The organism is Eubacteriales bacterium, assembly GCA_041390245.1.
Classification (GTDB): Bacteria; Bacillota; Clostridia; order Christensenellales; family JAWKQI01; genus JAWKQI01.
Window position 1 is genome coordinate 287,979 of record JAWKQI010000001.1, and the last position, 26,748, is coordinate 314,726.

General features: G+C 39.1%; 24 protein-coding genes and 1 other RNA gene. 1 reads left to right on the forward strand and 24 read right to left on the reverse strand.

Translation table 11 applies throughout. The features are described from left to right. The 21 genes from mraZ to R2876_01565 form a co-directional block, all read right to left on the reverse strand. Positions 1-432, reverse strand: a complete 432-nt coding sequence (gene mraZ / locus R2876_01465) for a division/cell wall cluster transcriptional repressor MraZ (GenBank protein ID MEZ4357289.1) — start codon at positions 430-432, stop codon at positions 1-3. A gap of 177 nt (positions 433-609) precedes the next feature. Beyond that, complete coding sequence (locus tag R2876_01470) at positions 610-1,302, reverse strand: metallophosphoesterase (GenBank protein ID MEZ4357290.1); 693 nt, start codon at positions 1,300-1,302, stop codon at positions 610-612. Continuing rightward, complete coding sequence (gene yihA / locus R2876_01475; GenBank protein MEZ4357291.1) at positions 1,303-1,902, reverse strand: ribosome biogenesis GTP-binding protein YihA/YsxC; 600 nt, start codon at positions 1,900-1,902, stop codon at positions 1,303-1,305. A 14-nt stretch (positions 1,903-1,916) separates the two neighbouring features. Beyond that, positions 1,917-4,247, reverse strand: a complete 2,331-nt coding sequence (gene lon, locus R2876_01480; protein MEZ4357292.1) for an endopeptidase La — start codon at positions 4,245-4,247, stop codon at positions 1,917-1,919. A gap of 140 nt (positions 4,248-4,387) precedes the next feature. Then, on the reverse strand, positions 4,388-5,674 hold the full coding sequence (gene clpX / locus R2876_01485; protein ID MEZ4357293.1) for an ATP-dependent Clp protease ATP-binding subunit ClpX: 1,287 nt from the start codon (positions 5,672-5,674) through the stop codon (positions 4,388-4,390). Positions 5,675-5,693: 19 nt separating this feature from the next. Further along, positions 5,694-6,278, reverse strand: coding sequence for an ATP-dependent Clp endopeptidase proteolytic subunit ClpP (gene clpP / locus R2876_01490; GenBank protein ID MEZ4357294.1), 585 nt, complete (start codon positions 6,276-6,278; stop codon positions 5,694-5,696). A gap of 45 nt (positions 6,279-6,323) precedes the next feature. Beyond that, positions 6,324-7,706, reverse strand: a complete 1,383-nt coding sequence (tig, locus tag R2876_01495; protein MEZ4357295.1) for a trigger factor — start codon at positions 7,704-7,706, stop codon at positions 6,324-6,326. Positions 7,707-7,862: 156 nt separating this feature from the next. Further along, positions 7,863-8,200, reverse strand: an RNA gene (gene rnpB / locus R2876_01500) — RNase P RNA component class A. A gap of 4 nt (positions 8,201-8,204) precedes the next feature. Continuing rightward, positions 8,205-8,927 (reverse strand): C4-type zinc ribbon domain-containing protein, encoded by a 723-nt coding sequence (locus tag R2876_01505; protein ID MEZ4357296.1) that lies wholly within the window; start codon positions 8,925-8,927, stop codon positions 8,205-8,207. Between the two features lie 23 nt (positions 8,928-8,950). After that, entirely contained in the window at positions 8,951-10,054 is a 1,104-nt protein-coding gene (locus R2876_01510) for a Nif3-like dinuclear metal center hexameric protein (GenBank protein MEZ4357297.1), read from the reverse strand. After that, positions 10,041-10,739 carry a class I SAM-dependent methyltransferase gene (locus tag R2876_01515; GenBank protein MEZ4357298.1) on the reverse strand — a complete coding sequence of 233 codons (699 nt, stop codon included), beginning with the start codon at positions 10,737-10,739 and terminating at the stop codon, positions 10,041-10,043. The genes R2876_01510 and R2876_01515 overlap by 14 nt, the downstream gene beginning before the upstream one ends. Positions 10,740-10,819: 80 nt before the next feature. Then, positions 10,820-11,941 (reverse strand): RNA polymerase sigma factor RpoD, encoded by a 1,122-nt coding sequence (rpoD, locus tag R2876_01520; GenBank protein MEZ4357299.1) that lies wholly within the window; start codon positions 11,939-11,941, stop codon positions 10,820-10,822. A gap of 41 nt (positions 11,942-11,982) precedes the next feature. Next, the gene (gene dnaG, locus R2876_01525; GenBank protein MEZ4357300.1) at positions 11,983-13,743 is read right to left on the reverse strand and encodes a DNA primase; all 1,761 of its coding nucleotides are present in this window, start codon (positions 13,741-13,743) and stop codon (positions 11,983-11,985) included. Between the two features lie 17 nt (positions 13,744-13,760). Continuing rightward, positions 13,761-14,681 (reverse strand): deoxyguanosinetriphosphate triphosphohydrolase, encoded by a 921-nt coding sequence (locus tag R2876_01530; protein ID MEZ4357301.1) that lies wholly within the window; start codon positions 14,679-14,681, stop codon positions 13,761-13,763. Between the two features lie 352 nt (positions 14,682-15,033). Further along, the gene (locus R2876_01535) at positions 15,034-15,426 is read right to left on the reverse strand and encodes a DivIVA domain-containing protein (GenBank protein MEZ4357302.1); all 393 of its coding nucleotides are present in this window, start codon (positions 15,424-15,426) and stop codon (positions 15,034-15,036) included. Positions 15,427-15,599: 173 nt separating this feature from the next. Continuing rightward, positions 15,600-16,580 (reverse strand): prolipoprotein diacylglyceryl transferase, encoded by a 981-nt coding sequence (gene lgt, locus R2876_01540; protein ID MEZ4357303.1) that lies wholly within the window; start codon positions 16,578-16,580, stop codon positions 15,600-15,602. Between the two features lie 19 nt (positions 16,581-16,599). Beyond that, entirely contained in the window at positions 16,600-18,507 is a 1,908-nt protein-coding gene (gene thrS / locus R2876_01545; GenBank protein MEZ4357304.1) for a threonine--tRNA ligase, read from the reverse strand. 321 nt (positions 18,508-18,828) lie between these two features. Then, positions 18,829-19,428 carry a recombination mediator RecR gene (gene recR / locus R2876_01550; GenBank protein MEZ4357305.1) on the reverse strand — a complete coding sequence of 200 codons (600 nt, stop codon included), beginning with the start codon at positions 19,426-19,428 and terminating at the stop codon, positions 18,829-18,831. A gap of 3 nt (positions 19,429-19,431) precedes the next feature. Next, a complete protein-coding gene (locus R2876_01555; protein ID MEZ4357306.1) occupies positions 19,432-19,776 on the reverse strand; it encodes a YbaB/EbfC family nucleoid-associated protein in 345 nt (114 codons plus the stop codon). A gap of 19 nt (positions 19,777-19,795) precedes the next feature. Continuing rightward, a complete protein-coding gene (gene dnaX, locus R2876_01560) occupies positions 19,796-21,379 on the reverse strand; it encodes a DNA polymerase III subunit gamma/tau (protein ID MEZ4357307.1) in 1,584 nt (527 codons plus the stop codon). A 109-nt stretch (positions 21,380-21,488) separates the two neighbouring features. Beyond that, on the reverse strand, positions 21,489-22,766 hold the full coding sequence (locus tag R2876_01565; protein ID MEZ4357308.1) for a substrate-binding domain-containing protein: 1,278 nt from the start codon (positions 22,764-22,766) through the stop codon (positions 21,489-21,491). Between the two features lie 306 nt (positions 22,767-23,072). Between R2876_01565 and R2876_01570 the strand changes: the two genes are divergently transcribed. Continuing rightward, positions 23,073-23,594: a hypothetical protein gene (locus R2876_01570; protein MEZ4357309.1), complete on the forward strand. Its 522-nt coding sequence runs from the start codon at positions 23,073-23,075 to the stop codon at positions 23,592-23,594. 16 nt (positions 23,595-23,610) lie between these two features. Here R2876_01570 and R2876_01575 read toward each other — a convergent pair whose 3' ends face one another. Genes R2876_01575 through scfB form a run of 3 tightly spaced genes read right to left on the reverse strand, consistent with a single transcriptional unit; the run spans position 23,611 to position 26,688 of the window. Beyond that, on the reverse strand, positions 23,611-24,402 hold the full coding sequence (locus R2876_01575; protein ID MEZ4357310.1) for an amidohydrolase family protein: 792 nt from the start codon (positions 24,400-24,402) through the stop codon (positions 23,611-23,613). A gap of 42 nt (positions 24,403-24,444) precedes the next feature. Beyond that, a complete protein-coding gene (locus tag R2876_01580; protein MEZ4357311.1) occupies positions 24,445-25,317 on the reverse strand; it encodes a hypothetical protein in 873 nt (290 codons plus the stop codon). A 42-nt stretch (positions 25,318-25,359) separates the two neighbouring features. Then, positions 25,360-26,688, reverse strand: a complete 1,329-nt coding sequence (gene scfB, locus R2876_01585) for a thioether cross-link-forming SCIFF peptide maturase (protein ID MEZ4357312.1) — start codon at positions 26,686-26,688, stop codon at positions 25,360-25,362. Between the last annotated feature and the right edge of the window lie 60 nt (positions 26,689-26,748).

Consider the following 26,748-nt stretch of genomic DNA (forward strand, 5'->3'; position numbering starts at 1 on the left):
TCAAATACCAAGTTCAGACAACTTCTCCAAAGCACTTTCAAAATCTTCAGATTGACGTTCGTTGAATTTGTCCCAATTTTCACCAGACCAGATCTCCGCGCGGGTCATAACACCAATTATTACTGCATCATCAGATATGCCCGCGTGGTTTCTTAGCCTTTGCGGAATAAGCGCCCTTCCCTGTTTGTCCAGTTCACACTCGCATGCGCTTGCAAACAGCATGCGTAAAAAATCCTGGACCGCTTTATCCGCAATGGGTAAGGTCTTTAAACGGGATGAGAAAGTTGCCCACTCGTCTGCGCCAAAAACAAACAAGCAATTGCCGATACCCTTTGATACAATAAACTTTTCGCCTAAATCTTCCCTGAGTTTTGATGGAATAAATACCCTTCCCTTTACATCCACACTATGACGGTATTCGCCAATCAGCATTTTTCTCACCCCCTTTGCATTAAGATTACCATTTAGACCCACTTTCACCCACTATTATAATATAATTCTCCAAAAATGCAACAGTTCCTTTATTTTTTTGAAAAAATTCATAAATTAAAAACAACTATTTTAAAAATAGCTGCTTTTAATGTGTTTAAAACCCTTATTTACCAAATATTAGATTATTTTCTTTAATTTAAAGTCTAAATAGTCACACGACACAAGGGAATAGTTTACTCCGTCCAGCGGCCCGTTAAATGCACCTTTCAAACTCTTTTCGTGCAGATGCCCGTAAACCGCCTCTGAAACTTTAAACTGTGCCAAAATATCTGTAAGTTCAGAGGGGCTGTGAGTCTCGTTAAACGGCGGAAAATGAAACATAGCTACCCTTGCCCTGCTTCCTGCCTCAACTTCATCAACGGAAGCAACGGAAAGTTTTAATCGCTCTACTTCCCTGTTATATATAACTAAATCCTGGCTGGTGGCTTTGTCCATCGACATGGTCCACCCGCGTGTACCGACTATTACATAATCGCCTATAATAAAACTATTGTTTTGGAGCGCATAGGTGTTATTTGATAATATGGAATTCACTTTAGTTAAAGAACTCCACCAATAATCGTGGTTGCCGCGTAATAATATCTTTTTTCCGGGCAAAGCGCACACTTCGTCTATATCGACCTTAACTTCGTTTAACTTCATCGCCCAGCTTATGTCACCTGGGATAAGTACAACATCGCCATCTTTCACGCATTCATGCCAGCTGTCTTTAATTTTTTCCCAATGGTTGTTCCAGTTCTCCCCGAATATGTTCATGGGTTTTTCTCTAAATCCGGAAAGATGAAGGTCTGCTATTGCATAAACGCCCATTTACTTTTCTTTTCCTCTATCATAAAATTTCTCCATTATTTTAAGCAGCTCTTCCCTGCCGGTCTTATCAAGAGATGAAAAGGCAACTATATCGATCCCGGATTGTATGCCTAATTCTTTTAACATAGCATCAATATGCTGCTTTCTTTGCGCTTTTGATATCTTATCCGCTTTAGTCGCAACTAGTACAAATGGTATACAGTTATATTGCGCCCACGTAAGCATCCTCTTATCAAACCCGTTTGGTCTATGGCGGATATCCATTAATACTAATATAGCCTGCAAATGCTTGGTCGCATTAAAATAGGCCTCTACCATGCTTTCCCATGCATTTTTTTCACTTTTGGAAACTTTGGCATATCCGTATCCCGGAAGGTCTACTAAAACATTATCTTCATTTAATAAGAAAAAGTTGATAAGCCTTGTTTTGCCTGCCTCTTTGCTGACACGCGCTAATTTGCTGTTTCTACAAAGGCAGTTTATCAAAGAGGATTTCCCCGCGTTAGAGCGCCCTACTACGGCAATTTCCGGAAACCCTAAATCTAAATAGTCTTCTTGCGCGCGCATGCTTTTTACAAATCGTGCATTTTTTATTACCACTGTAACCCCTTTTATCAGTCTATCAGGCTAAGTTCAAGCGCCTGCATTATATCGTTTATATAAACTATGTTTAACTTATGTTTAATTTCATCCGGTATCTCGTCTATATCGCGCTCATTATCCTTAGGTATCAAAACGGTTTTGATGCCGGCACGCTGAGCAGCCAGCAGTTTTTCCTTTAACCCGCCTATAGGAATAACGCTTCCCGTTAAAGTTATTTCACCCGTCATCGCTACATCCGCACGTACTTTTTTCTTAGTAAGCGCCGAGACGACAGCTGTAACTATCGTTATGCCGGCAGATGGGCCGTCTTTGGGGATTGCTCCCTGCGGACAATGTATATGAAGGTCTTTGTTTTTGTAAAACTCCATGTCTATTTTTAATTTGGAGCTGTTGGCTCGTATATAGCTGATTCCTGCACGTGCGCTTTCCTTCATTACATCCCCTAAATGTCCTGTTAACTCTAATTTGCCCGTTCCTTCCATTACCGTTGCCTCAACAGGCAAAGTCTGCCCTCCTGAAACTGTCCATGCAAGGCCGGTAACGACGCCGATTTTATCCTCGTGGTTTATGTCTTCATTTTTATATTTCGGCGTGCCCAGATATTCTTGTAAATTGGCCTTTGTCACGCTTATGCTCTTTAAATCGTTTTCGACTATCTTCCAAGCAGCTCTCCTGCAAATAGCTGCGATAGACCTTTCTAAATTCCTGACACCCGGCTCATTAGTATAGTTGGTGATTATTTCTTCTATTGCAGAATCGCTTATACGCAGCATCTTAGGCGTAAGTGCATGCTCAACAAGCTGTTTTTTTATCAGGTGTTTTTTAGCTATCTTTATTTTTTCTATGAGCATATAGCTTGAAAGCTCTATTACTTCCATCCTGTCAAGAAGCGGGCGTGGTATAGTGTCTATACTATTAGCTGTCGTTAAAAACATTACCTTAGACAAGTCAAATGGCATATCTAAATAGTGGTCTACAAATGTGTTGTTTATTTCAGGGTCCAATACTTCGAGCATTGCAGAAGCAGGGTCCCCTTTATAATCGCTGGACATCTTGTCTATCTCATCTAAAAGAAAGACCGGGTTCATAGATCCCGCCTGTTTTATCAAAGAAATGATCCTTCCTGGCATCGCACCTATGTATGTCCTCCTGTGGCCTCTTAATTCTGCCTCATCCTTGACCCCGCCAAGTGATGACCTTACAAACTTTCTTTTCAAAGCCCTTGCTATAGACTTTGCAATAGATGTCTTGCCTACTCCCGGAGGCCCGACGAAACAAAGTATAGGCCCTCTCATGTCTTTTTTCATTTTACAGACGGATATATATTCTAAAATACGCTTCTTTACGTTTTCAAGGCCGTAGTGGTCTTCATCTAAAACACGTTTTATGTGTTTTAAATTAAGGTCGTCTTTAGTCTCTTTTCCCCATGGCAAGCTTATTATCCAATCTAGGTAAGTCCTAATAACGGTTATTTCCGGAGATGAAGAAGACATAACAGCCATTCTTGAAAGTTCCTTCTTTGCCTTTTGCTTTGCTTCTTCATTCATCTTAGACTTTTCTATCTTCTCAGTTAGCTCCTGAACTTCGGCAGTTATAGATTCTTCCTCGCCAAGTTCCTTTTGTATGACTTTCATCTGCTCTCTTAGATAATATTCTCTCTGGGATTTTTCTATCTGTTTCTTTAGCGAACGTCCGATTTCGTTTTCTATACCTAAAATCTCAATTTCACGGGTTATCATATCTATTAAAAGCTTTAAACGCTTTTCAACGTCTATGCATTCTATAATGCTCTGCTTGTCCTCTAATTTGAAAAGCGAATTAGCAGCGACAGTATCTGCAAGCCTGCCAGGCACCTTTATCTCGCCGACTGACACAACGGATTCAGGCGAAATACGGCCGCTTTGGCGCGCATATGTCATGTAAAGAGACATGAGTGTCCTCATATGGGCTTCTTCAGAAGGTGTCGGTGCCGCTTCTTCGTTTGGCTCCTCAACTTTTCTGACTTCCGCACTCAAATAATCCTTTTCTTCATTGAAGCTCATAAGTTCTCCGCGGCACAAACCTTCTACCATAACGCGGATATTATCTCCCGGCAGTTTTAAGACCTGTTTTATCTTACATATAGTACCCATCTTGTTTACATCATCAAAATTGGGTTCGTAAGTATTTATATCTTTTTGCGCACTTAAAAACACCACTTGATTTTTGGCCATAGCCTGTTCAAGCGCAGCAATGGATTTTTTTCTGCCAACATCAAAATGCAGCACCATATAGGGAAAAACAACCATTCCCCTGAGCGCTACCATAGACATAGTTCTGGTTTCTTTTAGTGTTTCGTCCATGCATTTTTCTCCTTGTCTTTTAAGCCAATTATAACTTATTATCTACTTTTATATCAAGTCTTATATTACCTTAAAAATCCAAAAGCGGCGGATAGTTCCGCCGCTTAGTTTAATATTTATTCTATTTAGCCTAATTTATTTTATCCGACTACTTCTTTTTTCCCTTTAGTATCGCTTAATTTCTTAGGCTGTTTATCACCAAGTATCAAGACAGGCATACTCTTGTTGATGACCGTATCTTTAGTTATCACACACTTCTTAACATCGTCTCTTGATGGGACATCAAACATTATGTCTAACATTATGCCTTCAAGAATAGCCCTTAAGCCCCTTGCGCCAGTGTTCCTTGCAAGTGCCAGTTTGGCTATTTCCCTTATAGCATCTTCTTCGAACTCAAGCTGTACTCCATCCATATTGAGAAGTTTTGTGAACTGCTTTATAAGCGCGTTCTTTGGCTTTTTAAGGATATCGACAAGCGCATCTTCATCGAGTGCATTAAGCGTTACTATAATAGGAACCCTTCCTACAAACTCAGGTATTAAGCCAAATTTCAACAGGTCTTCAGGTAAAACCTGGCTATAAAGCTCCCCTAAATCTTTTTTCTTCTTAGATGAAACTTCGGCTCCAAACCCCATAGATTTCTTGCCTACACGCCTTTCGATTATGCCCTCAAGCCCTCCGAATGCTCCGCCGCAGATAAAAAGTATGTTTGTTGTATCTATCTGTATAAACTCCTGCTGCGGATGCTTCCTGCCTCCCTGCGGAGGTACGCTCGCAACTGTTCCTTCGATTATCTTTAAAAGCGCCTGCTGAACACCTTCTCCCGAAACATCACGGGTTATAGACGGGTTGTCACTCTTTCTTGCAATTTTATCTATTTCGTCTATATATATTATGCCCTGCTGTGCCTTTTCTACGTTGTAATCCGCTGATTGTATCAGCTTTAAAAGTATGTTTTCTACGTCTTCACCTACATAGCCGGCTTCGGTCAATGCCGTTGCGTCTGCCATTGCAAACGGGACGTTTAAGATCTTTGCCAGCGTCTGTGCCAAAAACGTTTTGCCGCAGCCTGTGGGCCCCATCATAACCACGTTGCTCTTCTGAAGTTCCACATCGTTTTCCTTTAAATTTCCTGCACGGACACGCTTATAATGATTATATACAGCAACAGCAAGCGTCTTTTTCGCTTGATCCTGCCCGACTATATAATCATTTAATATTTCATAGATCTGAGACGGTTTTAAAACTTCGTCTAAGTTAAGCTCGCTGTCTTCCTGATAGTCTTCATAAACTATATCATGACACAGCTCAACACAGGCATCGCATATAAACACGCCCGGCCCTGCAACTAACCTGCGGACCTGATCCTGGCTCTTACCGCAAAACGAACATTTTGCGTATTTTGTATCTTCAAAAAATTTATCCATTTTCCCCTCCTTAAATATTCTAGTGTCTTGGAGGAATTATCTCGTCGACCATTCCATATTCTTTGGCGGCCTCAGCACTCATATAAAAATCCCTTTCAGTATCTTCTGCTATCCTCTTTATCGGCTGCCCGGTTCTTTCACTCATAATCTTATTTAGTTTATTCTTTATCTTGATTATTTGTTCTGCGTGGATAGCTATATCAGTAGCCTGGCCTTTTGCCCCGCCCATAGGCTGATGTATCAAAATCTCGCAATTTGGAAGGCTTTTTCTCTTTCCTTTGGCTCCCGCAGTAAGTAAAAACGCACCCATAGATGCCGCAAGGCCGATACAGATAGTGCTAACTTCACAGCGTATATACTGCATCGTATCGTATATGGCAAGTCCAGCGGTTACAGAGCCGCCCGGGCTGTTTATATACATAAATATCTCTTTATCCGGGTCCTCTGCTTCAAGAAAAATAAGCTGAGCTATGACTAAATCCGCAGTTTCATCTGTTATTTCGCCGGTTACAAATACAATCCTGTCGCGAAGAAGCCTTGAATATATGTCGTAGGAACGTTCGCCTTTTCCGGTCTGTTCTATTACCATTGGAATTAAATTCATTTACGCTCTCCTTCCTGGTTTTAAGTGTTATTACTCTTGAATCTTTTACTTTTTCGCCGTAGTTTTTGCCCCTGTTTTAGAAGCGCTCTTTTTGGCGGTAGATGTAGCAGGAGCTTTCTTCTCTGCCTTCTCCTCTTTTTTTTGCTCAACATAGTTTATGCTGTCAAATATAAATTTAAGCGTCTTTTCAAATGCAAGTCTTGCAGTAATATTTTCTATACCATCGCTGCCTATTAATTTTTTATATTCTTCTACAGTCTTATTTGCCTTTTTAGATTCCTCTTTAAAGAACTTGTTTAAGTCTTCTTCAGTTGTCTCAATGTCTTCTTTTTTGGCAATAGCTTCTATAACCAAGTGCGAACGCACTGCACTTTTAGCCGTATCTTCATGCTGTGCTCTTAAATCCTCCATCTTTGTACCGGTATACTTTAGATAATCCTCTAATTTTATACCCTGATACATTAAATTATATTCAAGTCTCTCGATTTGTCTATCAATTTGAAGTTCTATCATCGGAGACGGAACATCTATTTCACATCCATCAACTATTTTTCTTAAAACTTCGTCTTCAGTTTCTTCTTTTGCTTTTTTCTCCGCTTCTGCTTTTAATCTCTTTTTAATATCTTTTTTGAGCTCTGCAAGCGTCTCGAATTCTGAGACGTCCTTTGCAAATTCATCGTCTAATTCATCTAGTTCTTTTCTCTTTATATCATGTAATTTAACTGCAAATACCGCCTCTTTGCCGGCCAGCTCTTTTGCATGGTATTCTTTTGGGAAAGTTACTTTGATATCTCTTTCCTCGCCTATCTTCATGCCGACCACCTGCTCTTCAAAGCCCGGTATAAAGGTCTTTGATCCTAGTTCTAAAGGCTGCTTTTCTGCTGTTCCGCCTTCGAACTTAACTCCGTCTACAGATCCGGAATAATCTATTGTAACACGATCATTAAGTTTTGCCTCGTCTTCAACTGCTTCCCATCTCGCGTTTTTCTCAAGTAATCTGTTAAGTTCTTCATTAACGTCTTTTTCTGTAATTTTAACCTGTTTTTTTGAAGCCTCAACTCCCGTATAACTGCCTAATTTAACTTCAGGTTTAACAAAAACTTCAACTTTTATATCTATTCCCTTAGCCTTATCAAATGAAGTTATATCTATCTCAGGGTGCGCAACCGGATCTATCTTAGTCTCTTCGACAACTTTCGCATATTCCTCAGGAAATGCTATATCGAACGCTTCCTCAAATAATACGCTGTCGCCATAATGTTTTTCAACTATCGCCCTAGGAGCTTTTCCTTTTCTAAAGCCAGGCACACTGAATTTATCTTTGTTTTTTGCAAAGGCACGAGAAATCGCATCTTCAAACGTTTCAGGTGATATGCTAAATTCAATTTTTACTTTGTTTCCGCCAATTTTTTCTACTTTATTGCCCATTTTTTCCTCCAAAACCTTACAAAACCAATTGTTTATATTTTCATAAATAAACTGCTATATAGTTTACCATAAAGTAATGTGTTTTAGCAACACATATAAAAATAACCTTTTTATTTAAAATAGAGCTTAAAAAAACTTAAGCTCCATAAAAAAATAAGTTTGAGTCAAGCCTGTAAGCCGAGTTCTGTCAAAGACGGTCATCTATCTAGGCCTGCCGTTACCGCGCAGGCTCAAGCGATTACAAGGGGCGTGGCGGGCCGCCATTAAATGCCCCCAATTCAATCTTGCACCAGACGGGGTTTACATAGCCGGCATGTCTCCACGCCGCTGGTGAGCTCTTGCCTCACCTTTCCACCCTTGCATGGGAAACCCATGCGGTATATCTCTGTTGCACTTTCCTTAGAGTCGCCTCCACCGGGTGTTACCCGGCGCCCTGCCCTTAGGTGCTCGGACTTTCCTCGTGCAAATAAGCACGCGACCGCCCAGCTAGCTCAAACATTACTTCACTATTAATATTCTGCCACAGTTATCGCATTCAAAAATTTTACTGCTGTTTTTCATGCTTCCTAAGTTTCCAGAAGGAAGCTGCATATTACAGCCGGAGCATTTGTTTCCTTCGATGATGAATGCAACCGGGTCTTTTACTGTCCTCTTAATTAAATTATACTTCTTCATAATGGAAGCGTCAATTCCCTTGGCGACCTTATCCGCCTTTTTCTTAAGTTCTGTTATTTCAGGAGAACCATCTTCCATTTCTTTTAAATATATAAGCTTTAATTCGTTAAACTCTTTTTTTACCTTAGACATCTGCGGCAATATATTTTTTAATTCCTCATCTGCCTTTTCAGAAGCTTTTTTTGCTTCCAGAACCAACCTTTTATTCTTAGAAATCATGTCCATAACTGCTTCATGCTCGTGAAGCATCCCTTTTATATCATCAATAGATTTACCACCTGTATCATTACTTAAATTATCTAGTTTCTTATCAAGTTCTTGCTTCTCCGAAACAAGTTTCAGCGTTGCATTTTCAACTTCTGCTATAGTATTTTGGCGCACTAAAATATCTTTTTCTATGCGTTTAATAACGTTGTTCGCATTTTGAAAATATTTCTGACGCACAAGTAATTTTTTGCGTGTGTCCGTCTCTTTAAATTTTAACTCTCTCTCTTCAAGTTCTAATTCTATCTGCTGATATTCGTAGAGTTTTGCCAGCTGATCCAAATATCTTCCCTCCTAAAATCATCTTAAATGTAAATATACGGACATCTTTTCTCTTCTTCAAAAAGCTGTACATTATATTTTACTATATTCTTGCTTTCTTGTAAACAGGAATAGATTGCATTTACGAATACGATTTCCGTTTCGTAATGCCCTGCCTCGATTAGCAGCATACCCATTTTCTTTGCCGTTAAATGCGTTGAATATTTTAACTCCCCTGTTATAAATGCGTCTGCTCCTGCAATATATGCACTTTTAGTTAAACCGTCTCCACCTCCTCCGCAAACGCATACTTTTCTTATTTTCATATTCATATCGCCTGATACCCGCAAGGTATTTAAATTTAATTTTTCCTTTATGAATTTTAGGAAATCCTTTGCAGCAATATCATTTTTTAGCTCGCCTATTCTTGCAATTCCTATTTCTTTAACAGGACTTTTAAGTTTATAAACATCTATAACCGGGCATTCATACGGATGTGCCTCTTTAATAAACGTTAACACATCATCTAAAATATCCGGGTTTAGAATAAACTCTATCCTGGTCTCTTCAACACTCGTTTGATTGTTTTCACTCCCTATAAACGGATCCGTGCATTCCCCCGGGCGAAATGTGCCGACTCCAAAACTTCTAAATGAACATGAAGTGTAATCGCCGATAGTTGCGGCTCCTGCTGAAACCGCAGCTTCAAAAACCGTATCTTCATAGCCTTTGGGCACAAACACCACAGCTTTTAGATAGTTGTCCTCTTGTTCGGCTATAACTTTAACTTTGTTAAGCCCAAGTTTTTTTGCAAGGGCATCGTTTATACCGCCACTGCATGCGTCAAACGTCGTATGAGCACTGTATAAAGATATTCCGTTTATAATAAGCTTTGCTATCAACTCTCCTTGTTCATCTTCAGAACTTATCCTCTTTATAGCATTAAACATTATAGGATGATGAGTTAGAATCATGTTGCATTTTTTTAAAATAGCCTGATCAATCACTTCTTCTTTTAAGTCCAAGGCTATCATAATACCGGTTATGTCTTTGCCTAAATCTATAATAAGGCCGCTGTTGTCCCATGAGCAGGCAGTTTTTTCCGGTGCTATCTTATCTATTATCTTTGCAAATTCACATGGTTTCATATTTTTTCAACAACTCCTTTAATTCCCCAAGCCTTTTAACTGACGTTTTGTACGCGCTTACCGCCCGTTTTGAGGTAGACCCATTTGCGGTCTGCCCCATTTTTTGCATCTCGTGTATCCTTTTTTTTATCAGCTGTTTTAAATAAGGCCCGCCTTTTTTTATATTGATCCGTCCAAACTCCAGTTCGTTTTCCGAATATGTCTCTTCATAACCTGGTACATAAAGCATTAATTGGTATATCCATCTGCCATCTTTGACTAAATCTTCATTCAATATTTTAAAGCCTGCCTCATTCAGACATTTTCTCAAAGCAGCTACAGATGTGTGCGGGCTTATGAGCAGATAGTCTGCACTTTTTGCAATTTTGATGTTACCCCTAATTATATTTGAAATCAAATCTCCGCCGAGTCCGCAAATGGCAATAAGGTCTGCCTCGCCTTCCTTAAGTACAGAAAGCCCGTCTCCTACCCTTAAGCTAACACTGTTCTTAAAATTTTCCTGTTCTAAATAAAAAACGGCCTTTTTTATGGATTTTTCACTAATGTCACTTGCAATACCTTTTTTAGCTTTAGCGGATTTTATAAACTTTATGGTTAAGAGCGCATGGTCGCACCCTATATCGGCAATGGTTTCAATTTGCGGAGAAATATTCAAAAGGGCATTTAAACGGACTGAATTCCTCACATGTTCTCCTTTTAATTAATTTGGCATAAGTTAAAAAATGCACTTCCCGTGCATTTTAAAACTAATTTTCAAGCTAAAATTTAATTTAGGAAATCCCGCAATTTCTTGCTTCGGCTTGGATGCCTTAATTTTCTCAATGCTTTTGCTTCTATTTGTCTAATACGCTCACGCGTAACATTAAATTCCTTACCTACTTCTTCAAGCGTCCTTGCCCGGCCGTCATCTAAACCAAAGCGCAACCTTAAAACCTTTTCTTCTCTTGGAGTCAAAGTATCTAAAACATCTGTTAATTGTTCTTTTAAAAGGGTAAATGCAGCCGCATCAGCGGGCTCCGGAACATCGTCATCCGGAATAAAGTCACCTAAGTGGCTGTCTTCTTCTTCACCTATCGGCGTTTCTAAAGACACAGGCTCTTGTGCTATCTTTATTATTTCCATAACCTTTTCTTTAGAAATATCCATTTCACGGGCTATTTCTTCAGGATGTGGATCCCTTCCGTACTGCTGCAACAGTTTCCTTGACACTCGTATTAGTTTATTAATAGTTTCAACCATATGTACAGGGATACGGATCGTCCTCGCCTGGTCCGCAATAGCGCGGGTTATAGACTGGCGTATCCACCAAGTCGCATATGTAGAAAACTTATATCCTTTTCTATAATCGAACTTTTCAACGGCTTTTATAAGCCCTAAGTTTCCCTCCTGAATCAAATCCAAAAACTGCATGCCACGGCCGACATAACGTTTCGCTATGCTAACGACCAACCTTAAATTAGCTTCGGCTAGTTTTCTCTTTGCAGCTTCGTCGCCATCGTTCATCCTTTGTGCTAAATCGATTTCTTCCGCAGGAGATAATAGAGCAACTTTCCCGATTTCTTTTAGATACATGCGTACAGGATCATCGATGCTGACCCCTTCAGGCGCTACAAATACCTCATCCTGCACTACCTCTTCAGGTTCTTCTTCGATCTTTTTAAGGTCGGGTTCTATATCTTCGTCTGTAACTTCAATATTTAGACGCTCCAAAATATCTAAAAGTTTTTCCAAAGATTCCGGTTTTATTTCAACTTCATCCAGCGTATCGTTGATTTCTTTATAACTGATACTACCTTTAGAACGCCCTGCCTCTAAAATTTTATTTATTTTTTCATCTTCCGTCCGTAGGTCGTTTGCATCATTTAGATTTTTTAAATTCGACGGCACTTTCTCCTTACCTGCCAACTCATCACCTTCATATAAATATTTTAAAGTTTCTCATCGTAAATTCGTTTATCTATTGAAGAAAGCTCTGCAAGCAACTTAGGATCTGAATCCACGCTGCTTAATTTCTCAATGATTTTTTCTCTTTGTCTATTTAAATCTGCTACGATAAGTTTCTTTCTCAAGTTATCATAATATTCTTCGTCGTAACTTTGTTCTTCATCCTCAAGAACCAGCCTTGAGAGATAAGTAATTTCTTCATCATTAGATAACTTTGTTATTAATTCTGCATTTGACAGCAAAACTCCTTTTTTTATACTATCAATTAGTAGATTAAATATCTTTTTATTGAATTTATCTACAATCATTTCGTCTTTTATGTCTTTACTTGCCTTATTTAGCAACTCCCTATTGCGGATAAGGCATAATATTAACGCCCTTTCCGTTCTATTCGCATGCTCACTTGAGTGTTCACCCGCAATATTATTATACCTTATATTTCCAACGCTATTCTCATCGCCTGAATAACTTTTTATCTGCCTAAGAATAGCATCCACACTAAATCCTGTTTCATTGCTTAATCTCTTTGCATACCTCTCTACCTTAACCGGGCTTTTTTCATTAGACAAAAGCTTAGAGGCTTCAACGGAATAGTCCATCTTATCGTCTTTTTTTGAAAAATCGTATTTTTCTTTTATCCTGTCAAGCCTAAAGTCCATTACAGTAAGAGACGAACTGAGTTTTTTGTTATAGGCCCCCGTACCAAATTTCCTAACAAAATCATCTGGATCCATACCCTGCTCAAACGTTATAATACGCACGTTTATGCCGCACTGTTCCAGAATATCCGCTGCTTTCACTGCCGCGGTCTGCCCTGCAAAATCCCCGTCATATGATATACATACGTTTGAGCAGAACCTTTTTATAAGATACGCCTGTTCACGGGTAAACGAAGTCCCAAGCGAGGCCAGAGTCCCTGGTATCCCCGCGGCGTTAAGGGAAATAACGTCCATATACCCTTCCAGTAAAATTGCAGCCTTTAATCCCCTTTGTTTTTTTATTAAATTTATTGCATAAAGGTTCTTACGTTTGTTAAATACAGGCGTGTCTGAAGAATTTAGATATTTTGGCAGCTTATCGTCCATAACCCTTCCGCCAAAAGCAAGCACTTGTCCAAAAGTATCTATTATCGGAAACATTATACGGTTTCTGAATGTATCGTAAACACGCCCGTCTTTAGTGCGCGCAAGGTCGGCGGCTAAAATATCGCTTTTCAAAAAATTCATACCCGTTAGATGTTCAAATAAGCTTTTACTTTTATTTGGTGAAAATCCAAGGCCGAAACGTTTTATTATTCCCTTTTCTATACCTCTATCATTTAAATAAGAGACTGCCTTTGAATTTTCTTCTGCCAGCAGGTTTTGATGGTAAAATAGCGCCGCAGCTTTATTTATCTCATAAATGCGTTTGATAAGCTGTTTTTTTCTCTTGTAATTCTCATCATCTACAAGTTTCGGCATCTCCATGTTTACCCTGTTTGCCAAAAACTCTACAGCCGGCATAAACTCGAGCTTCTCTATCTTCATGATAAACTGGATAACACCGCCTCCGGTTTTGCAGCCAAAGCAATAAAACATCTGTTTTTGTGGGCTAACAGAAAAAGACGGCGTCTTTTCATTGTGAAAAGGGCACAGCCCCCAGAAGTTAACGCCGCTTTGTTTAAGCGTTACATATTTTGAAACGACGTCTACTATATCGTTTTTACTTATAAGCTCGGATAAAAAGTTGTCCGGCAGTCTTTGCATTTTGTTCTCCAAAAAAATTAATAACTATGCCAGCCGCATGGTAAAAATAAGTCGCTGAAAGTTTTTATCGCGAATCTGTCTGTCATGCCTGATATGTAATCTAGCGTGCAGGTTTCTTTGCCGTATTTGTCTATCATATTTCTTGTTTCTTCTGGAAGCGCATCTATATTATTTAAAAAATAATTGTAAAGCGTTGCTACCATCTGTTCCGCCTTTTTTTCTTCAACCTTTGCAGCAGAACCTATATAAACATTTTTAAACATGAATTCCCGTAAAATATCAGTTTTTTCACTGACTTCGTTGGACATTATAATTTGGTCTTTCATAAAGCTGTTAGTAATTATATCCCTTATCATGGAGTCGATGCGCTGGCCATGTGTCAGCCCCAAGCTCCTACATTCTTTGGGGATATCATTTAAGCTTATGATCTTTGCGCGGATGGCATCGTCTATATCGTGGTTTATATATGCGATCCTGTCCGAAAAGTTTACTACTACGCCTTCAAGAGTTATTGGCTTTAAACCCTTTTTATGGTTTAATATACCGTCTCTAACTTCAAAAGTCAAATTAAGCCCTTCGCCGTTTTCTAAATGTTCTACGATCCTAAGGCTCTGTTCATTATGTGCAAAATGCCCTGTTATCTCATCTAAGACCCGCTCGCCTGCATGTCCAAAAGGAGTATGCCCTAAATCATGCCCCAGCGAGATAGCCTCTGATAAATCCTCATTTAATCTTAAAGCACGAGCTATAGTCCTCGCTATCTGCGAGACTTCAAGCGTATGTGTAAGCCTTGTCCTGTAATGATCTCCATCCGGCGTTAAAAACACCTGCGTCTTATGCTTTAGCCTTCTAAAAGACTTGCAATGCAAAATACGGTCTTTATCCCTTTGAAATTCTGTACGTATGTCGCACGGAGCGATAGGCTTTTCCCTGCCCAAAGTCTCAATACTTTTCTTGGCATAAGGCGATAACTTTTTTCTTCAAGTTCTTCCAAATATTCCCTAAACATAAAATACCACGCTTTTCAATCTGCTTTTAAATATAAAATACGCTGTTAATATAAAAAACTCCTTTAAATTCTAAAAAATACATTATACTTTTACATAAAGAAAGGAAGAGCACCTGTTCCCTTCCTTTCTTTTATGGAAGAAACCAACTTTAATTAAGAATATTTCTTGATCTAAGAGGCTTTATTGCACTTGCCTCCACCTGTTTTTTGTGTCTTTAAATTTTCCAATATACGCATAAAATCATTGTTCCCATTTTGCGAAGGATTTACCTCTTCGCTTTTTACGTATCTATAACTTCAACTATATTTGTAAGAAGCATGGATATATATTTTTTTACTGCTACGAGCTTATCTACATATACACCATTAAGCCTTTGTAATTGTTTTTCCCTTTCAGCCACTTTAAAAAGCCTTTTTGCCGCTTCCAAATTAGCGTCGTCTATTATATCCCCGGACATTTTTTCGGCTCTTTGCATGGTATCTAATATATACGCTTCTTTTTCTTTAAAAGACTCCAGTTGGTCTTTTAACAGTATGTTTTCTTCTTTTAAGTCTGTTATTCTGTCGCTTTGCTCCTTAAGAGTAGTTTCAAGTTCCGCCCTTACCTGCCTTATATAGCATTCAACATCTTCGGGCCTATATTTTCCTGTTATCGTCTTTTTCAACTTTACCATGCGCTTGTCCTCCTATGTGATGTCTATAATATACTTTTTTTCGGCTTAAATGTTTGTCGAAGTATGCTAAATTGATATAAAAAATTTTGTATAAAATAAAAAGACTATAGGATATTTCTCTAAATAGCCTTTTTATTTTAAATGTTTAAATTAAAGATAATATTATCTATCTTTTAACTTTCAGGCTTGCTTACCGTATTGCCTGAATCACCCTGGTTGCTATCTACATCGTCAGTTTTTTTATGTTTAATATTATTCTTTATTTTCTTTTCATCTTTTAAAGCATTTAGCTTCTCCCTTTGCTTAAGTTCATATTCAATAGAATATGCTTCGCCACTGTAAGCTAGTTCTTTTAGTGCGTGGTGCCTCCTCCAAATAAAATATGCTATGGCACCGGCAACCATCAGCAGGCTTAAAAGCTGCGATATCCTGATGCCGTCGAATATCACTGAATTATAGACAGATTCGGCATTTCCCCAGCGGATAAGATATAAACTGTCCGTTCTAAAGCCTTCAATTATAGCCCTGCCTATTCCGTAAAGCATTAGATATAAGGCGAATACATTGCCGCGTTCCCTTGGTTTCTTTCTATATTGAAGCAGCGCGAAAAATACACCTAAATTCCATATAGATTCGTAGAAGAATGTGGCCATATACCAGCCGCTTAAAGAATCGATATATACTGCTAACGGGAAAAACTGCAGCGAAGGATTAGTAACTGCGGCTCCGAATGCCTCTTGATTAGCAAAGTTGCCCCAGCGGCCAACTGCCTGCGCCAATACAATGGAGGGAGCCACTATATCTATTAAATCCCCAAACGGGACTTTTTTCCACTTGCAAAAAATAATTGCGGCGATTATTCCGCCTATCAAGCCCCCGTACAATGCTAGCCCACCATTCCATATATAAAGGATGCTTAATAAATCGCTTGAATATAGTTCCCACTCAAATGCTACATAGTAAATTCTTGCACCTATGATTGCCAAAGGCAGCGCCAAAATAATAAAATCGAGTATCATATCGGCATTGTAGCCTTTTTTTCTTGCTTCACGTACTGCTATTATCGTAGCCGCAATAATACCCGCAACTATTATGATCGCATACCAGTATATGGGTTTATTAAAAATATAAAATGCGACTCTTGATTCGTCCATTAATTAATCCTCCCTGAAACTAATCATTTGATTTATCTTTGATACCATCTTTAAGCAATTTTATGAATTGGTCAAGAGACATTTTCCCTATGTCTCCTGCCTTTCTCTTGCGCACCGCTACAACATTTTCTGCTACTTCCTTATCTCCGATAATCAGCATATAAGGTGTTTTCTGCGCTGCTGCTTCACGTATCTTATAACCTACCTTTTCATTCCTTATATCGAGTTCGGCGCGTATTTCTTCTTCTAACAGTTTTTCATATATAGCTTTTGCCTCGTTAATAGTCTTTTCAGTCAGTGATATTACTTTTACCTGTACCGGGGATATCCAAAGTGGGAATGCACCGGCAAAGTGTTCTGTCAAAATACCTATAAATCTGTCTATACTGCCGAAAACAACTCGGTGTATCATTACAGGGCGGTGCTTTTCACCGTCTTCGCCTATATAATTTAAATCAAATTTTTCAGGCATCTGGAAATCGAGCTGTATCGTGCCGCACTGCCACGTACGGCCTATTGAATCTTCCAAATGAAAATCTATCTTAGGGCCGTAAAATGCCCCGTCTCCCTCGTTTATCGTAAACTCCATGCCCTTTTCTATTAAAGCTTCTTTTAGTGCATTTGTGGCTTCTTCCCAGTCTTTATCGCTACCCATGCTGTCTTCAGGCCGCGTAGATAATTCCACATGATATTTAAAGCCGAATACTGAGTAAAAATAATCCGTTAAATCTATAACGTTAAATATCTCCTGTTTTATCTGATCTTTTGTCATGAATATATGTGCATCGTCCTGAGTAAAGCACCGGACGCGCATAAGCCCATGAAGGGCACCGGAAAGTTCGTGGCGGTGCACAAGCCCTAATTCCGCAAGCCGTATAGGCAGTTCACGGTAACTGGGTGTCTTTCTCTTATAAGTTATCATACCGCCCGGGCAGTTCATTGGCTTTACCGCATAGTCCATATCGTCTATCTTTGTAAAATACATGTTTTCTTTATAGTGATCCCAATGCCCGGAGCGTATCCAGAGGTCGCGGTTCAGTATCATAGGAGTCTTTATCTCCTCATAGCCGCGTTTTACATGTTCTTTTCTCCAGAAATCTATCAAGTTGTTCATTAGAATAACGCCCTTTGGGTGGTAAAAAGGAAATCCGGGGCCTTCTTCATGGATGCTGAATAAATCAAGTTCTTTTCCCAGTTTCCTGTGATCTCGTTTTTTTGCCTCTTCAAGCCTGTTAAGATAATCCTCAAGGTCGCTCTTTTTCGTAAATGCAGTACCATAGATACGCTGAAGCATCTTGTTTTTCTCATCTCCGCGCCAATACGCACCTGCAACACTTAGAAGCTTAAAATGTTCCACATATCCGGTAGAGGGTACGTGAGGGCCGGCACAGAGATCTACAAATTCTCCCTGGCGATAAAAACTTATCGTCTCTCCCTCAGGCAAAGCCTCAATAAGCTCAACTTTATATGTCTCTCCCATACCGCCCATATACTTTATTGCTTCATTTCTCGGCAGTGTAAAGCGTTCTATAGGCATATTTTCCTTTACTATCTTTGCCATTTCATGTTCTATACTGTCAAGCTCCTCTATTGAAAAAGGCTTATCTATATCAAAATCATAATAAAATCCATTGTCTATGGCAGGTCCGATAGCCAGTTTAATCCCCGGATACAATCTCTTTACAGCTTGTGCCATAATATGCGAAGCGCTGTGCCTAAGGGCCTTTTTGCCAGCCTCGTCTTCAAATGTCAGTAGTTTAAGCTCAGAGTCTTCTTTAATAGGTGCTGTTAAATCTGCTATCTTTCCATTAACTTCAGCAACCAGTGCCTCACGCGCTAGCCGCTTGCTTATATCCTTTGCTATTTCTATCGGTTTAACTTCATTTTCATAAGATACTCTCTTCCCGTCACTTAGCTTAATATCCATATAAATCCTCTCCTAAATATTTTTAAAAAACAAAAATCGCCCCATAAAGGGACGAATTATACCGCGGTTCCACCCAAATTCCCGCTAAAAGCGGACAGCTTAAAAAGCTTTCTTAATTCAAACATTTTAACGCATGTTACATGCGGTTACCTCCCAAAATGGTTTCGCTTATAAACTGTTTTAGCGTTCTTTCAGCTTAAAAACGCCTCTCTTTTAAAACTTGTTTTTAAGTTACTTGTTTTCGTTCAACGGCAAATATTTTTAAATTAATGCCATTATATGCCCAAACAAATTGCATGTCAATAAATACTATTTTTTAGTTTAGTATTCCCGCCTTCCGGATAGAGCACGTGACAAAGTAACCTGATCGGTATATTCAACGTCTCCTCCTATCGGTATCCCATAGGCTATACGCGTTACCTTAACGTTTTTATCCTTTAGTATACGTGCAATATAAGCGGCTGTTGCCTCACCCTTTATATCCGGATTAGTAGCAAGTATTATTTCTCTTACGTTTCCTTCGCCTATACGTGATAACAGTTTGTCTATCCTTATATCATCAGGGCCAATACCGTCTATCGGCGATATGGTACCGCCAAGCACATGATAAACTCCTGAAAACTCCGATGTGTTTTCAATTGCGTTTACATCTTTTGCATCAGCTACGACGCAGATGATACCTTTGTCCCTTAAACTGTCATCGCAGATATAGCAATTTTGCCTGTCAGTTAAGTTGCCGCATATAGTACATTCGTGTATTGCCTCTTTACTTGCGACCATATCACGTGCAAACCCTTCAACTTCATCTTTGGGCATATGTATCATAAAATATGCAAGCCTTCTGGCAGTTTTCGGCCCGATGCCCGGCAGACGTTCAAACCTGCTCGCCAGGCGTACAAGCGGCTCTAATTTATGCTGCATTAATTAAAATAACCCCGGCACGTTTACTCCGCCCGTAACCTTTCCCATTATCTCGCGGCTTTTGCTCTCCGCCAGATTAAGCGCCTCATTAACTGCGGCTAAAACTAAATCCTGAAGCATTTCTACGTCGTCTGGGTCAACCACTTCCGGCTTTATTTCAATGCTCTTTATCGCCTTATCGGCAGTTGCACTAACTGTGATAGTACCTCCGCCAACCGTTGAGGTTACTTCCTCTTCTTTTAAGCTCTCCTGCGCCTTTGCCATATCCTGCTGCATTTTCTGCGCTTGTGCTACCATCTGCTGCATGTTCATTCCGCCTCCGAAGCCGCCGCCGTATCCTTTTTTCATAGAAAATCCTCCCAATTTTTTATATTATCTCAATTGTATCGTCTGTAAAATCAAAAGCCGCCTGTTCTTTATCTACTTTAATGATAAGTGACATATCCCGTCCGTAAAATTCTTTAGTTAATTTCTTTATCACATCTTTTGCCGCAGAGCTTAAAAGTATGTCTGCTGAAATAGAGCTTTTCTCCGGGCAGCTTAAGCAAATAACATCTTTATCTTCACTTATAAATCTAAGCCTTAAAAAATGCTCATATAAAAACGCCGCTTTGCTCTTACTCGCCTTTACTAAAGACTCCCACTCGACATTACCGGTTTTTGGCGTTTCATGTTCCTTAAAAGTCTCTTTTGCCTTTAAATCTTCTTTTATCTTCAACGGGGATACCGTTTTATCAATATCTATCGTTTTTAGAGGTTTCACCTCTTTTTTACTTTCAGTTACTTCAGTATTTTTACTGTCCTTTTGTATATTTTTATATACGCTTTCAAGTTTGTCTATCCTCTCGGATATGTTTTCCTGCTTTTTATCTTCCGGCGACATGGCCGATAAAAGGGCCGTCTGTATCAATATCTCCGGTGAAAAAGCATACCGCAAATCCTTTTCCTTTGAAAGCAATATGTCTATTGTCCTCAAAAGAGCTTCCTTGCCCATATTGGCCCCGGCCTTTTTTAGCTCCTTTACGTCCTCACCGATAAACTTTAAATCTATATCGTCCGATATAAAGCTTAGAGTATACATGTCCCTGAATACGCATACCAAATCCTTAAACAAGACGCCCATATCCGCACCGGACGCATGCAAATCCTGTACTGCCAAAAGGGTACCCTTCATATCGTAATTGGCCGTTGCTTTGGCTATTTTGATTATCTTTAAAGAATCCGTTGCCCCCAGTACCTTTTCGACATTTTTTATGGTGACTCCGCCTTCATAAGCGCTGACCTGGTCTAAAAGCGAAATAGCATCCCTTAGCCCTCCTTCTGCGGACTGGGCTATATAAGATAATGCAGAATCTTCAACACTTATTCCTTCTTTTAAAGCTATTTTAGATAAAAGGTTAACTATCTCGTTTTTGCCGATGCGTTTAAAATCGAACCGCTGGCAGCGGGATAAAATAGTTGCCGGGACGCGCTGTAAGTCCGTCGTTGCAAGTATGAAAATAATGTGCGCGGGCGGTTCTTCCAGCGTCTTTAACAATGCATTAAACGCCTGAATCGTCAGCATGTGCACTTCGTCTACTATATAGACTTTAAACTTGCTTCCCGCAGGCAGCAGGTTTACATTTTCGCGAATGTCGCGTATATTTTCAACGCCGTTATTGGATGCGGCATCTATTTCAATCACATCTATACTGTTTTCGTTTAATATTTCTTTACAGCTTTCACATTCGCCGCACGGTTCGCCGTCTACCGGATTTTTACAATTAACAGCCCGCGCGAATATCTTTGCAACGCTCGTCTTGCCAGTTCCCCTAGGCCCTGAAAACAGGTATGCATGTGCAATTTTTTCTTGTTTTATTTGATTTTTTAAAATTTCTGTAATATGGTCCTGCCCTTTTAACTCTGCAAAAGTTTTTGGGCGCCACACTCTGTATAAAGCCTTATATCCCATGTTACCTCCGAAGTCTTTCGGTTATTAATAATATATCATTTAAAAGAGGATGTTTGCAACTTTAACATTAAAAAAGCCGCCTCTTTTAAAAGCGGCTTTTTTTTATTTATTAATCCTGCATAAGCGACGGATCCATAGACTGCTGGGCACTTGCCTCCGGTGCATCTTCGAAAAATGAATCCACGGTTCCATCGTCTACGCTGTTAGTTAGCATATAAGAATCGTCTTTATCCTTTACCATCTCATAGTAGGTAGAAAGTGTATTATCGTCTATCAGTGTAAATTCGTTTAAGTAGTACGTATTATCTTCAAGCACATCTGCCTTTAATATTTTCCCCTGTGCAAACCTCAGCGCAAACCTTAAGGCTGCATCTCCGCTTGCCTGAGGCGCTATTTCTGCAAAAATCAGGTTATCTGCGCCTTGGGTAAGCGTTATAGTTACATTTTGCTGTGTTGTCTCATCCATTGTCGTTACAGAAACGCCGCTTGTTTTAAGAGTATACCAAAGCTTTATAAATCCTGCAGATGCGCCGCCGACAAATACACGGGGAAGTTTGTTCGCATTTATGGCTGCATTTAAAACCTGTTTTGAAATACTTATACCTGAAATTATAATTTCTGCAGTTTTTGGCTGCTCCCCTTCAGCGCTTGTCAAAGCCGAATTAAAGTCGCTAGCAGCATTATTTGCCGTTGTAGACACCTGGGGTAACTTAATCCGCTCAGAGGATGTTGACAGATTAAGTATATTATTAAGGCGCTTTTGCCCAATTTCTGAAATATCGTTTTCTACTATCGGAAGCATATTTCCGCTTTGCGCGTTGCTTATAATCACCTGTGCGGACTGCTTTCCGTAGTTACCTAAGTCTGATACTATGTTTACATCATATCCGCTCTTTACTGGCGCGTCTATTGAGACGACGTAGATATCAGAATCTTTAGCTAAGCTCGCCATTGTCTTAAAAGTCTCTTCGTCGCTCATATATAAAATGACAACTTTAACTCCAGAATTTATCATGCTCCTTAAATACTGCATCTGTTGGTTTTTGTCTTGTGATGCATCGTAAAAACGCACTGATGTTATCTGCCCGGCTCCAATCGCCTCGTTTGAGAGCTCTTCTAAACCCTGTATTATTATCTTTGCCTTATCACTCGTCATCTCTTCCATGATTACGCCAATAACGTTTTGGTCCAGTACATCATCAGAAGTATAATATTCGTCGTCTGTAAGGCCTTCTCCAGTAAGGCCATTCAGAGTATCTTCATCCACGTTTGCACCGGTGTTGGCAGTACCGCCGAATAAAAATACCATCCCAACTATTATGCCGATAAAGACGACAAAAGCACCTGCGCTGATAAGAAGGTGAGTCTTAACAAATCTATACGCCAATTTATAAAGAGCTTTAAAGAGTCTGCGCACCTTATACATAAAGCTCGAAATTTTTCTAAACACATTTCTTAGCCTGTGCCTTTTTTTATGACGGAGGCTTCTTCTAAAAGTGTCCATTTAAAACCCCTTAACTTCTAAGTATTTTAATAATTATAACCTAAACAAAAAATCTAGTAAATGACAAAATATAGATTATTATTAATTCCTCTTATACATAATATCATTCAACCTTAATAAATTCCATTTATTAATTGTAAATTTTAAACCTTTTTAAGCATATAAATTACTGTGAAAGGGACAAAACATATGCAAAACCTAAATAAAAAAACATATATTTTTACGGCAATAGTATGCATTATGCTGCTTACATCCTCCATTCTTTTAACATCCGTAATCCCTCTGGATACCGACAGCCTGTCGGTATTTAAGACAACTCAGACCGCCACAGTAAGTTTTACTGTTGTAGACGGATACAGTGAAACACCAATACCCTTAGCCAAAGTATATATCATCGAGACCGGAAAATATTATACGACAGACGAAGATGGCAACACTCCTGAAATAAGCGTTCCGGTAGTCCTAGATGATAGGTTTGATTCTTCGATTACAAAACCGTGGGGCGAAATAAACTTAATAGCATATAAAGACGGATATGCCCCATATGCGCTTTTCTATCTTGAGGTTACTTCAGCTACACCCAGAAAAAATGTTAAGCTCCTTATGTTTAAAGAAGAAGAATTAGAATCTGGCGAACCGTTTTCCATAATCGAAGGCCCAAATAAATTATGGGTAAATAAACTTATAGAAAAATACGCTCCGCAATCCTAAAATTAAAAGGGCTTCCTCATATATGAAGAAGCTCTTTTGCGTTTTTATAAAATATATTATCTTTTTGTTCCTTAGTTAAATCAAGACATTCAATAACGAATTTTTCATGTTCAAAGCTGCTCCACGGCATGTCGCTGCCAAAAAGCATCCTTTCTGCCCCGTGGTTTTTAATTATACGCTCTATTTGGTCCTTAAACATTGCCCCGTAGCTATAAGATGTATCAAAGTATACGTTTTTGTCTACCAAGAGCTTTTCAACTTCATCAAGCATATTGAAAGAGCCGTAGTGCGCAAGAACTACCTTTGCACCTTCAAGCGCTCCCATAATATTTAAAAAATTTTTCGGCAAGAAGTTTTTTGCCCCGAAAAAACCAATATCGTCTCCTGCATGGAATGTTACTATAAGCCCTTTTTTAGCCAGCTTCTCGTATATCTTAATCATCTTTTTATCGTCTACGTAAAAATTCTGGTACTGCGGATGAAGCTTTACCCCTTTTATACCCATGTCGCATATATAATCTATTTCATCAAGCGCATCCGGTGCATCCGGATGAACAGAACCGAATCCGAAAAATTCCGGCATATTGTTAACTTCAATAGCAAAATCATTGACTACACGCTGGCTTTTTGGATTCGTTACGATATTAAGCACGACGCACATATCTACGCCGTCAATTTTCATCTGATTTTTAAGGCCGGCAAGCGTTCCGTCAAAATACGGTATGAGTGCCGCTTTTTTGCTTAGTGAACTTATAGCCTTATTTACTACCTTTGTTGAAAATGCATGTGTATGAAAATCTATTACCACGTTTTTGCCCTTTTTAAAATATGCCTTTCTTATATAAACTTTTTATTGCCTTTTTAATGTTACTTTTTTCCCTGTACTTACAATCGTTACGTATATCTTGTCTTTGCTATCAATCGAAAACCCTAAAAATTTCTCTGCCGTGCCCCCTTCGTAACTGCATAAGTACCCGTCTTTAATAACATAATCTTCTCTAGATTCTATAGGGAAATTATGTTCTATAACCAAAACACCCGATTCGATTTTAGCTGTAAGCGAATATTTAGAGCCGCTCCATGTACCGCTTAAATAATCATCAAAATACTTGCTTTTTAGCAAAACTTCCTTGGCATCTTCATAATCTAAAATACTAAGAAGCTCATCTAAACTCTTTGGATTGGCAAGTATCCTATACTTACCTGCATCTTCATAATCTTCAATTTTTTCAAACAATGCAGCAGAAATAGTTATTTGCCCGTTTTCATAATAATCAACCGCTTTTTCGTAAATATTTTTCTTGGCGTAATTAAGCAACTCTTCGCTGTCCATATAATTTCCAAGATCTAAAAGCATATCTATCGCGGTTGTGTAGTCTTCTTCTAACAGCTTGTCCTTTGCCTGCCTATAATTTATCTCTTTGAAAAGGAGGCTAGCTCCATTGAAATTCCCAAGTTCTTCAAACAGTTCCCTGCTTTCATCATACTCGCCTTGCTCCATCAGATCGCCTGCCTGAGCAAATTTCCGGCCTAAGCTGATATCCTGAGTCAAATCAGGTATCTTATTAAACGTCAGTAAAGCTTCATGGTAGTTGCCTTCGCTTAGCTGGTTAAATGCGCTTACCGAACAAGAAACCACAAAAAGGGCATAAAGAGCCATAGCACCGGCTAATAATATCAGCGAGAACAAAACTATCTTTTTTGCCTTTCCGTTAGGACGCATAAAAAAGTCCCCTTTTTCCCCTGAACAACAACTTTCCTGCCTTTACTTGTCAAGCGCAAGAGCTATAGAAAGTTCAACCCGTTTTCTCTCCATTTCACAGCTTATATCAACGTTTTTCTTTAAATCTCCCGTTATATTATATGAATTTGCCGCACATCCGCCGCTGCAATAGTATTTTGCAAAGCATTTTGAGCAGTCTTCTTTTTCAAATACATTTACACTGCTAAATTTTTTAGCAATATCTTTATCTATGATACCATAAAATATATTGCCCATCAAAAATTCGCTTTTGCCGACAAACTGATGACAAGGATAAATGTCCCCGTCTGGTGAAATTGCAACATATTCTCTGCCGGCGCCGCAGCCGCGGATACGCTTATTAAGACATGGGCCTGCATCTAAGTCTATCATAAAATGGAAAAAATTAAACCATTTTTCCGTATCTTTATACTCTCTTAGCAAATCAAACAGCTTTTCGTATTCATCCATGATTTGGGGCAGCATTTCCTTTGTTATAGCAAGAGATCCTACCGTTACCACCGGTTCTATCGATATCTGTTTAAACCCCTTGTCTACAAGGTCCGTTACATCTGCCGAAAAATCAAGGTTATTAGAAGTAAACGTACCTCTTATATAATGCTCGCCTTCCCCGCGTTTTTTAACAAATTTCATTGCGTTCTCAATAACTTTATCATAGCTTCCGCCGCCGGAAACCGTTTTTCTAAGTCGGTCGTGAGTCTGTTTCCTTCCGTCTACGCTTATCACGACGTTTTTCATCTCTTTATTCAAAAAATCCATATATTCTTCTGGGAAGCTATATGCGTTCGTAGTTATGGTAAAGCGGAAATTCTTATCGTACTCTTTTTCAAGCTGCCTGCCATAAACAACCGCTTCTTTTACAGCTTCAAAATTTATAAGCGGTTCCCCGCCAAAAAAATCTACCTCTAAATTCTTCCTCTTGCCGCTTTTTTGAGCGAGCATCAATAGCGCCCTTTTTGCTATATCTACGCTCATCTTCTTTCTCTCGCCGCCAAATGCACCTTTATCTCCGAAACAATAGGTACAGCGAAGATTACAGTCGTGCGCCATGTTAAGGCAAAGCGCCTTTAAACCATATTCCCGTTTTTCTTCGATATTAGGAGCAGGTGTGAAAAGCATGCCCGCTTTTTTGAGCTCCTTGATTTCAGCCAGTATACTATCTAAAATTTCTTTTTCAATCGAAAGTAAATTTACATCTTCTCCTTTTTCAAGCGCCAGAAGCACTTTAAAACTTAAAGGATCTGGCATTAAGATTGTTCCGCTTTCAACGTCTAATACGTAATTTTTTCCTCTTAATGTAAATGCGTGTATCAATGTTTTTTCCCCATACATATTAAAAAAGCAGTAATTTTAGGTATAATTACTGCCTTTCATTTAAATTTTTAAATACCA

Bases quoted from the DNA above. Each gene is read 5' to 3' on its own strand.
- mraZ (MEZ4357289.1), bottom strand. From the start codon at position 432: ATGCTGATTGGCGAATACCGTCATAGTGTGGATGTAAAGGGAAGGGTA.
- R2876_01470 (MEZ4357290.1), bottom strand. From the start codon at position 1,302: ATGGGCGTTTATGCAATAGCAGACCTTCATCTTTCCGGATTTAGAGAA.
- lon (MEZ4357292.1), bottom strand. From the start codon at position 4,247: ATGGACGAAACACTAAAAGAAACCAGAACTATGTCTATGGTAGCGCTC.
- clpX (MEZ4357293.1), bottom strand. From the start codon at position 5,674: ATGGATAAATTTTTTGAAGATACAAAATACGCAAAATGTTCGTTTTGC.
- clpP (MEZ4357294.1), bottom strand. From the start codon at position 6,278: ATGAATTTAATTCCAATGGTAATAGAACAGACCGGAAAAGGCGAACGT.
- tig (MEZ4357295.1), bottom strand. From the start codon at position 7,706: ATGGGCAATAAAGTAGAAAAAATTGGCGGAAACAAAGTAAAAATTGAA.
- R2876_01510 (MEZ4357297.1), bottom strand. From the start codon at position 10,054: ATGAAACCATGTGAATTTGCAAAGATAATAGATAAGATAGCACCGGAA.
- dnaG (MEZ4357300.1), bottom strand. From the start codon at position 13,743: ATGCAAAGACTGCCGGACAACTTTTTATCCGAGCTTATAAGTAAAAAC.
- R2876_01535 (MEZ4357302.1), bottom strand. From the start codon at position 15,426: ATGGTAAAGTTGAAAAAGACGATAACAGGAAAATATAGGCCCGAAGAT.
- lgt (MEZ4357303.1), bottom strand. From the start codon at position 16,580: ATGGACGAATCAAGAGTCGCATTTTATATTTTTAATAAACCCATATAC.
- thrS (MEZ4357304.1), bottom strand. From the start codon at position 18,507: ATGGATATTAAGCTAAGTGACGGGAAGAGAGTATCTTATGAAAATGAA.
- recR (MEZ4357305.1), bottom strand. From the start codon at position 19,428: ATGCAGCATAAATTAGAGCCGCTTGTACGCCTGGCGAGCAGGTTTGAA.
- R2876_01555 (MEZ4357306.1), bottom strand. From the start codon at position 19,776: ATGAAAAAAGGATACGGCGGCGGCTTCGGAGGCGGAATGAACATGCAG.
- dnaX (MEZ4357307.1), bottom strand. From the start codon at position 21,379: ATGGGATATAAGGCTTTATACAGAGTGTGGCGCCCAAAAACTTTTGCA.
- R2876_01570 (MEZ4357309.1), top strand. From the start codon at position 23,073: ATGCAAAACCTAAATAAAAAAACATATATTTTTACGGCAATAGTATGC.
- R2876_01580 (MEZ4357311.1), bottom strand. From the start codon at position 25,317: ATGCGTCCTAACGGAAAGGCAAAAAAGATAGTTTTGTTCTCGCTGATA.
- scfB (MEZ4357312.1), bottom strand. From the start codon at position 26,688: ATGTATGGGGAAAAAACATTGATACACGCATTTACATTAAGAGGAAAA.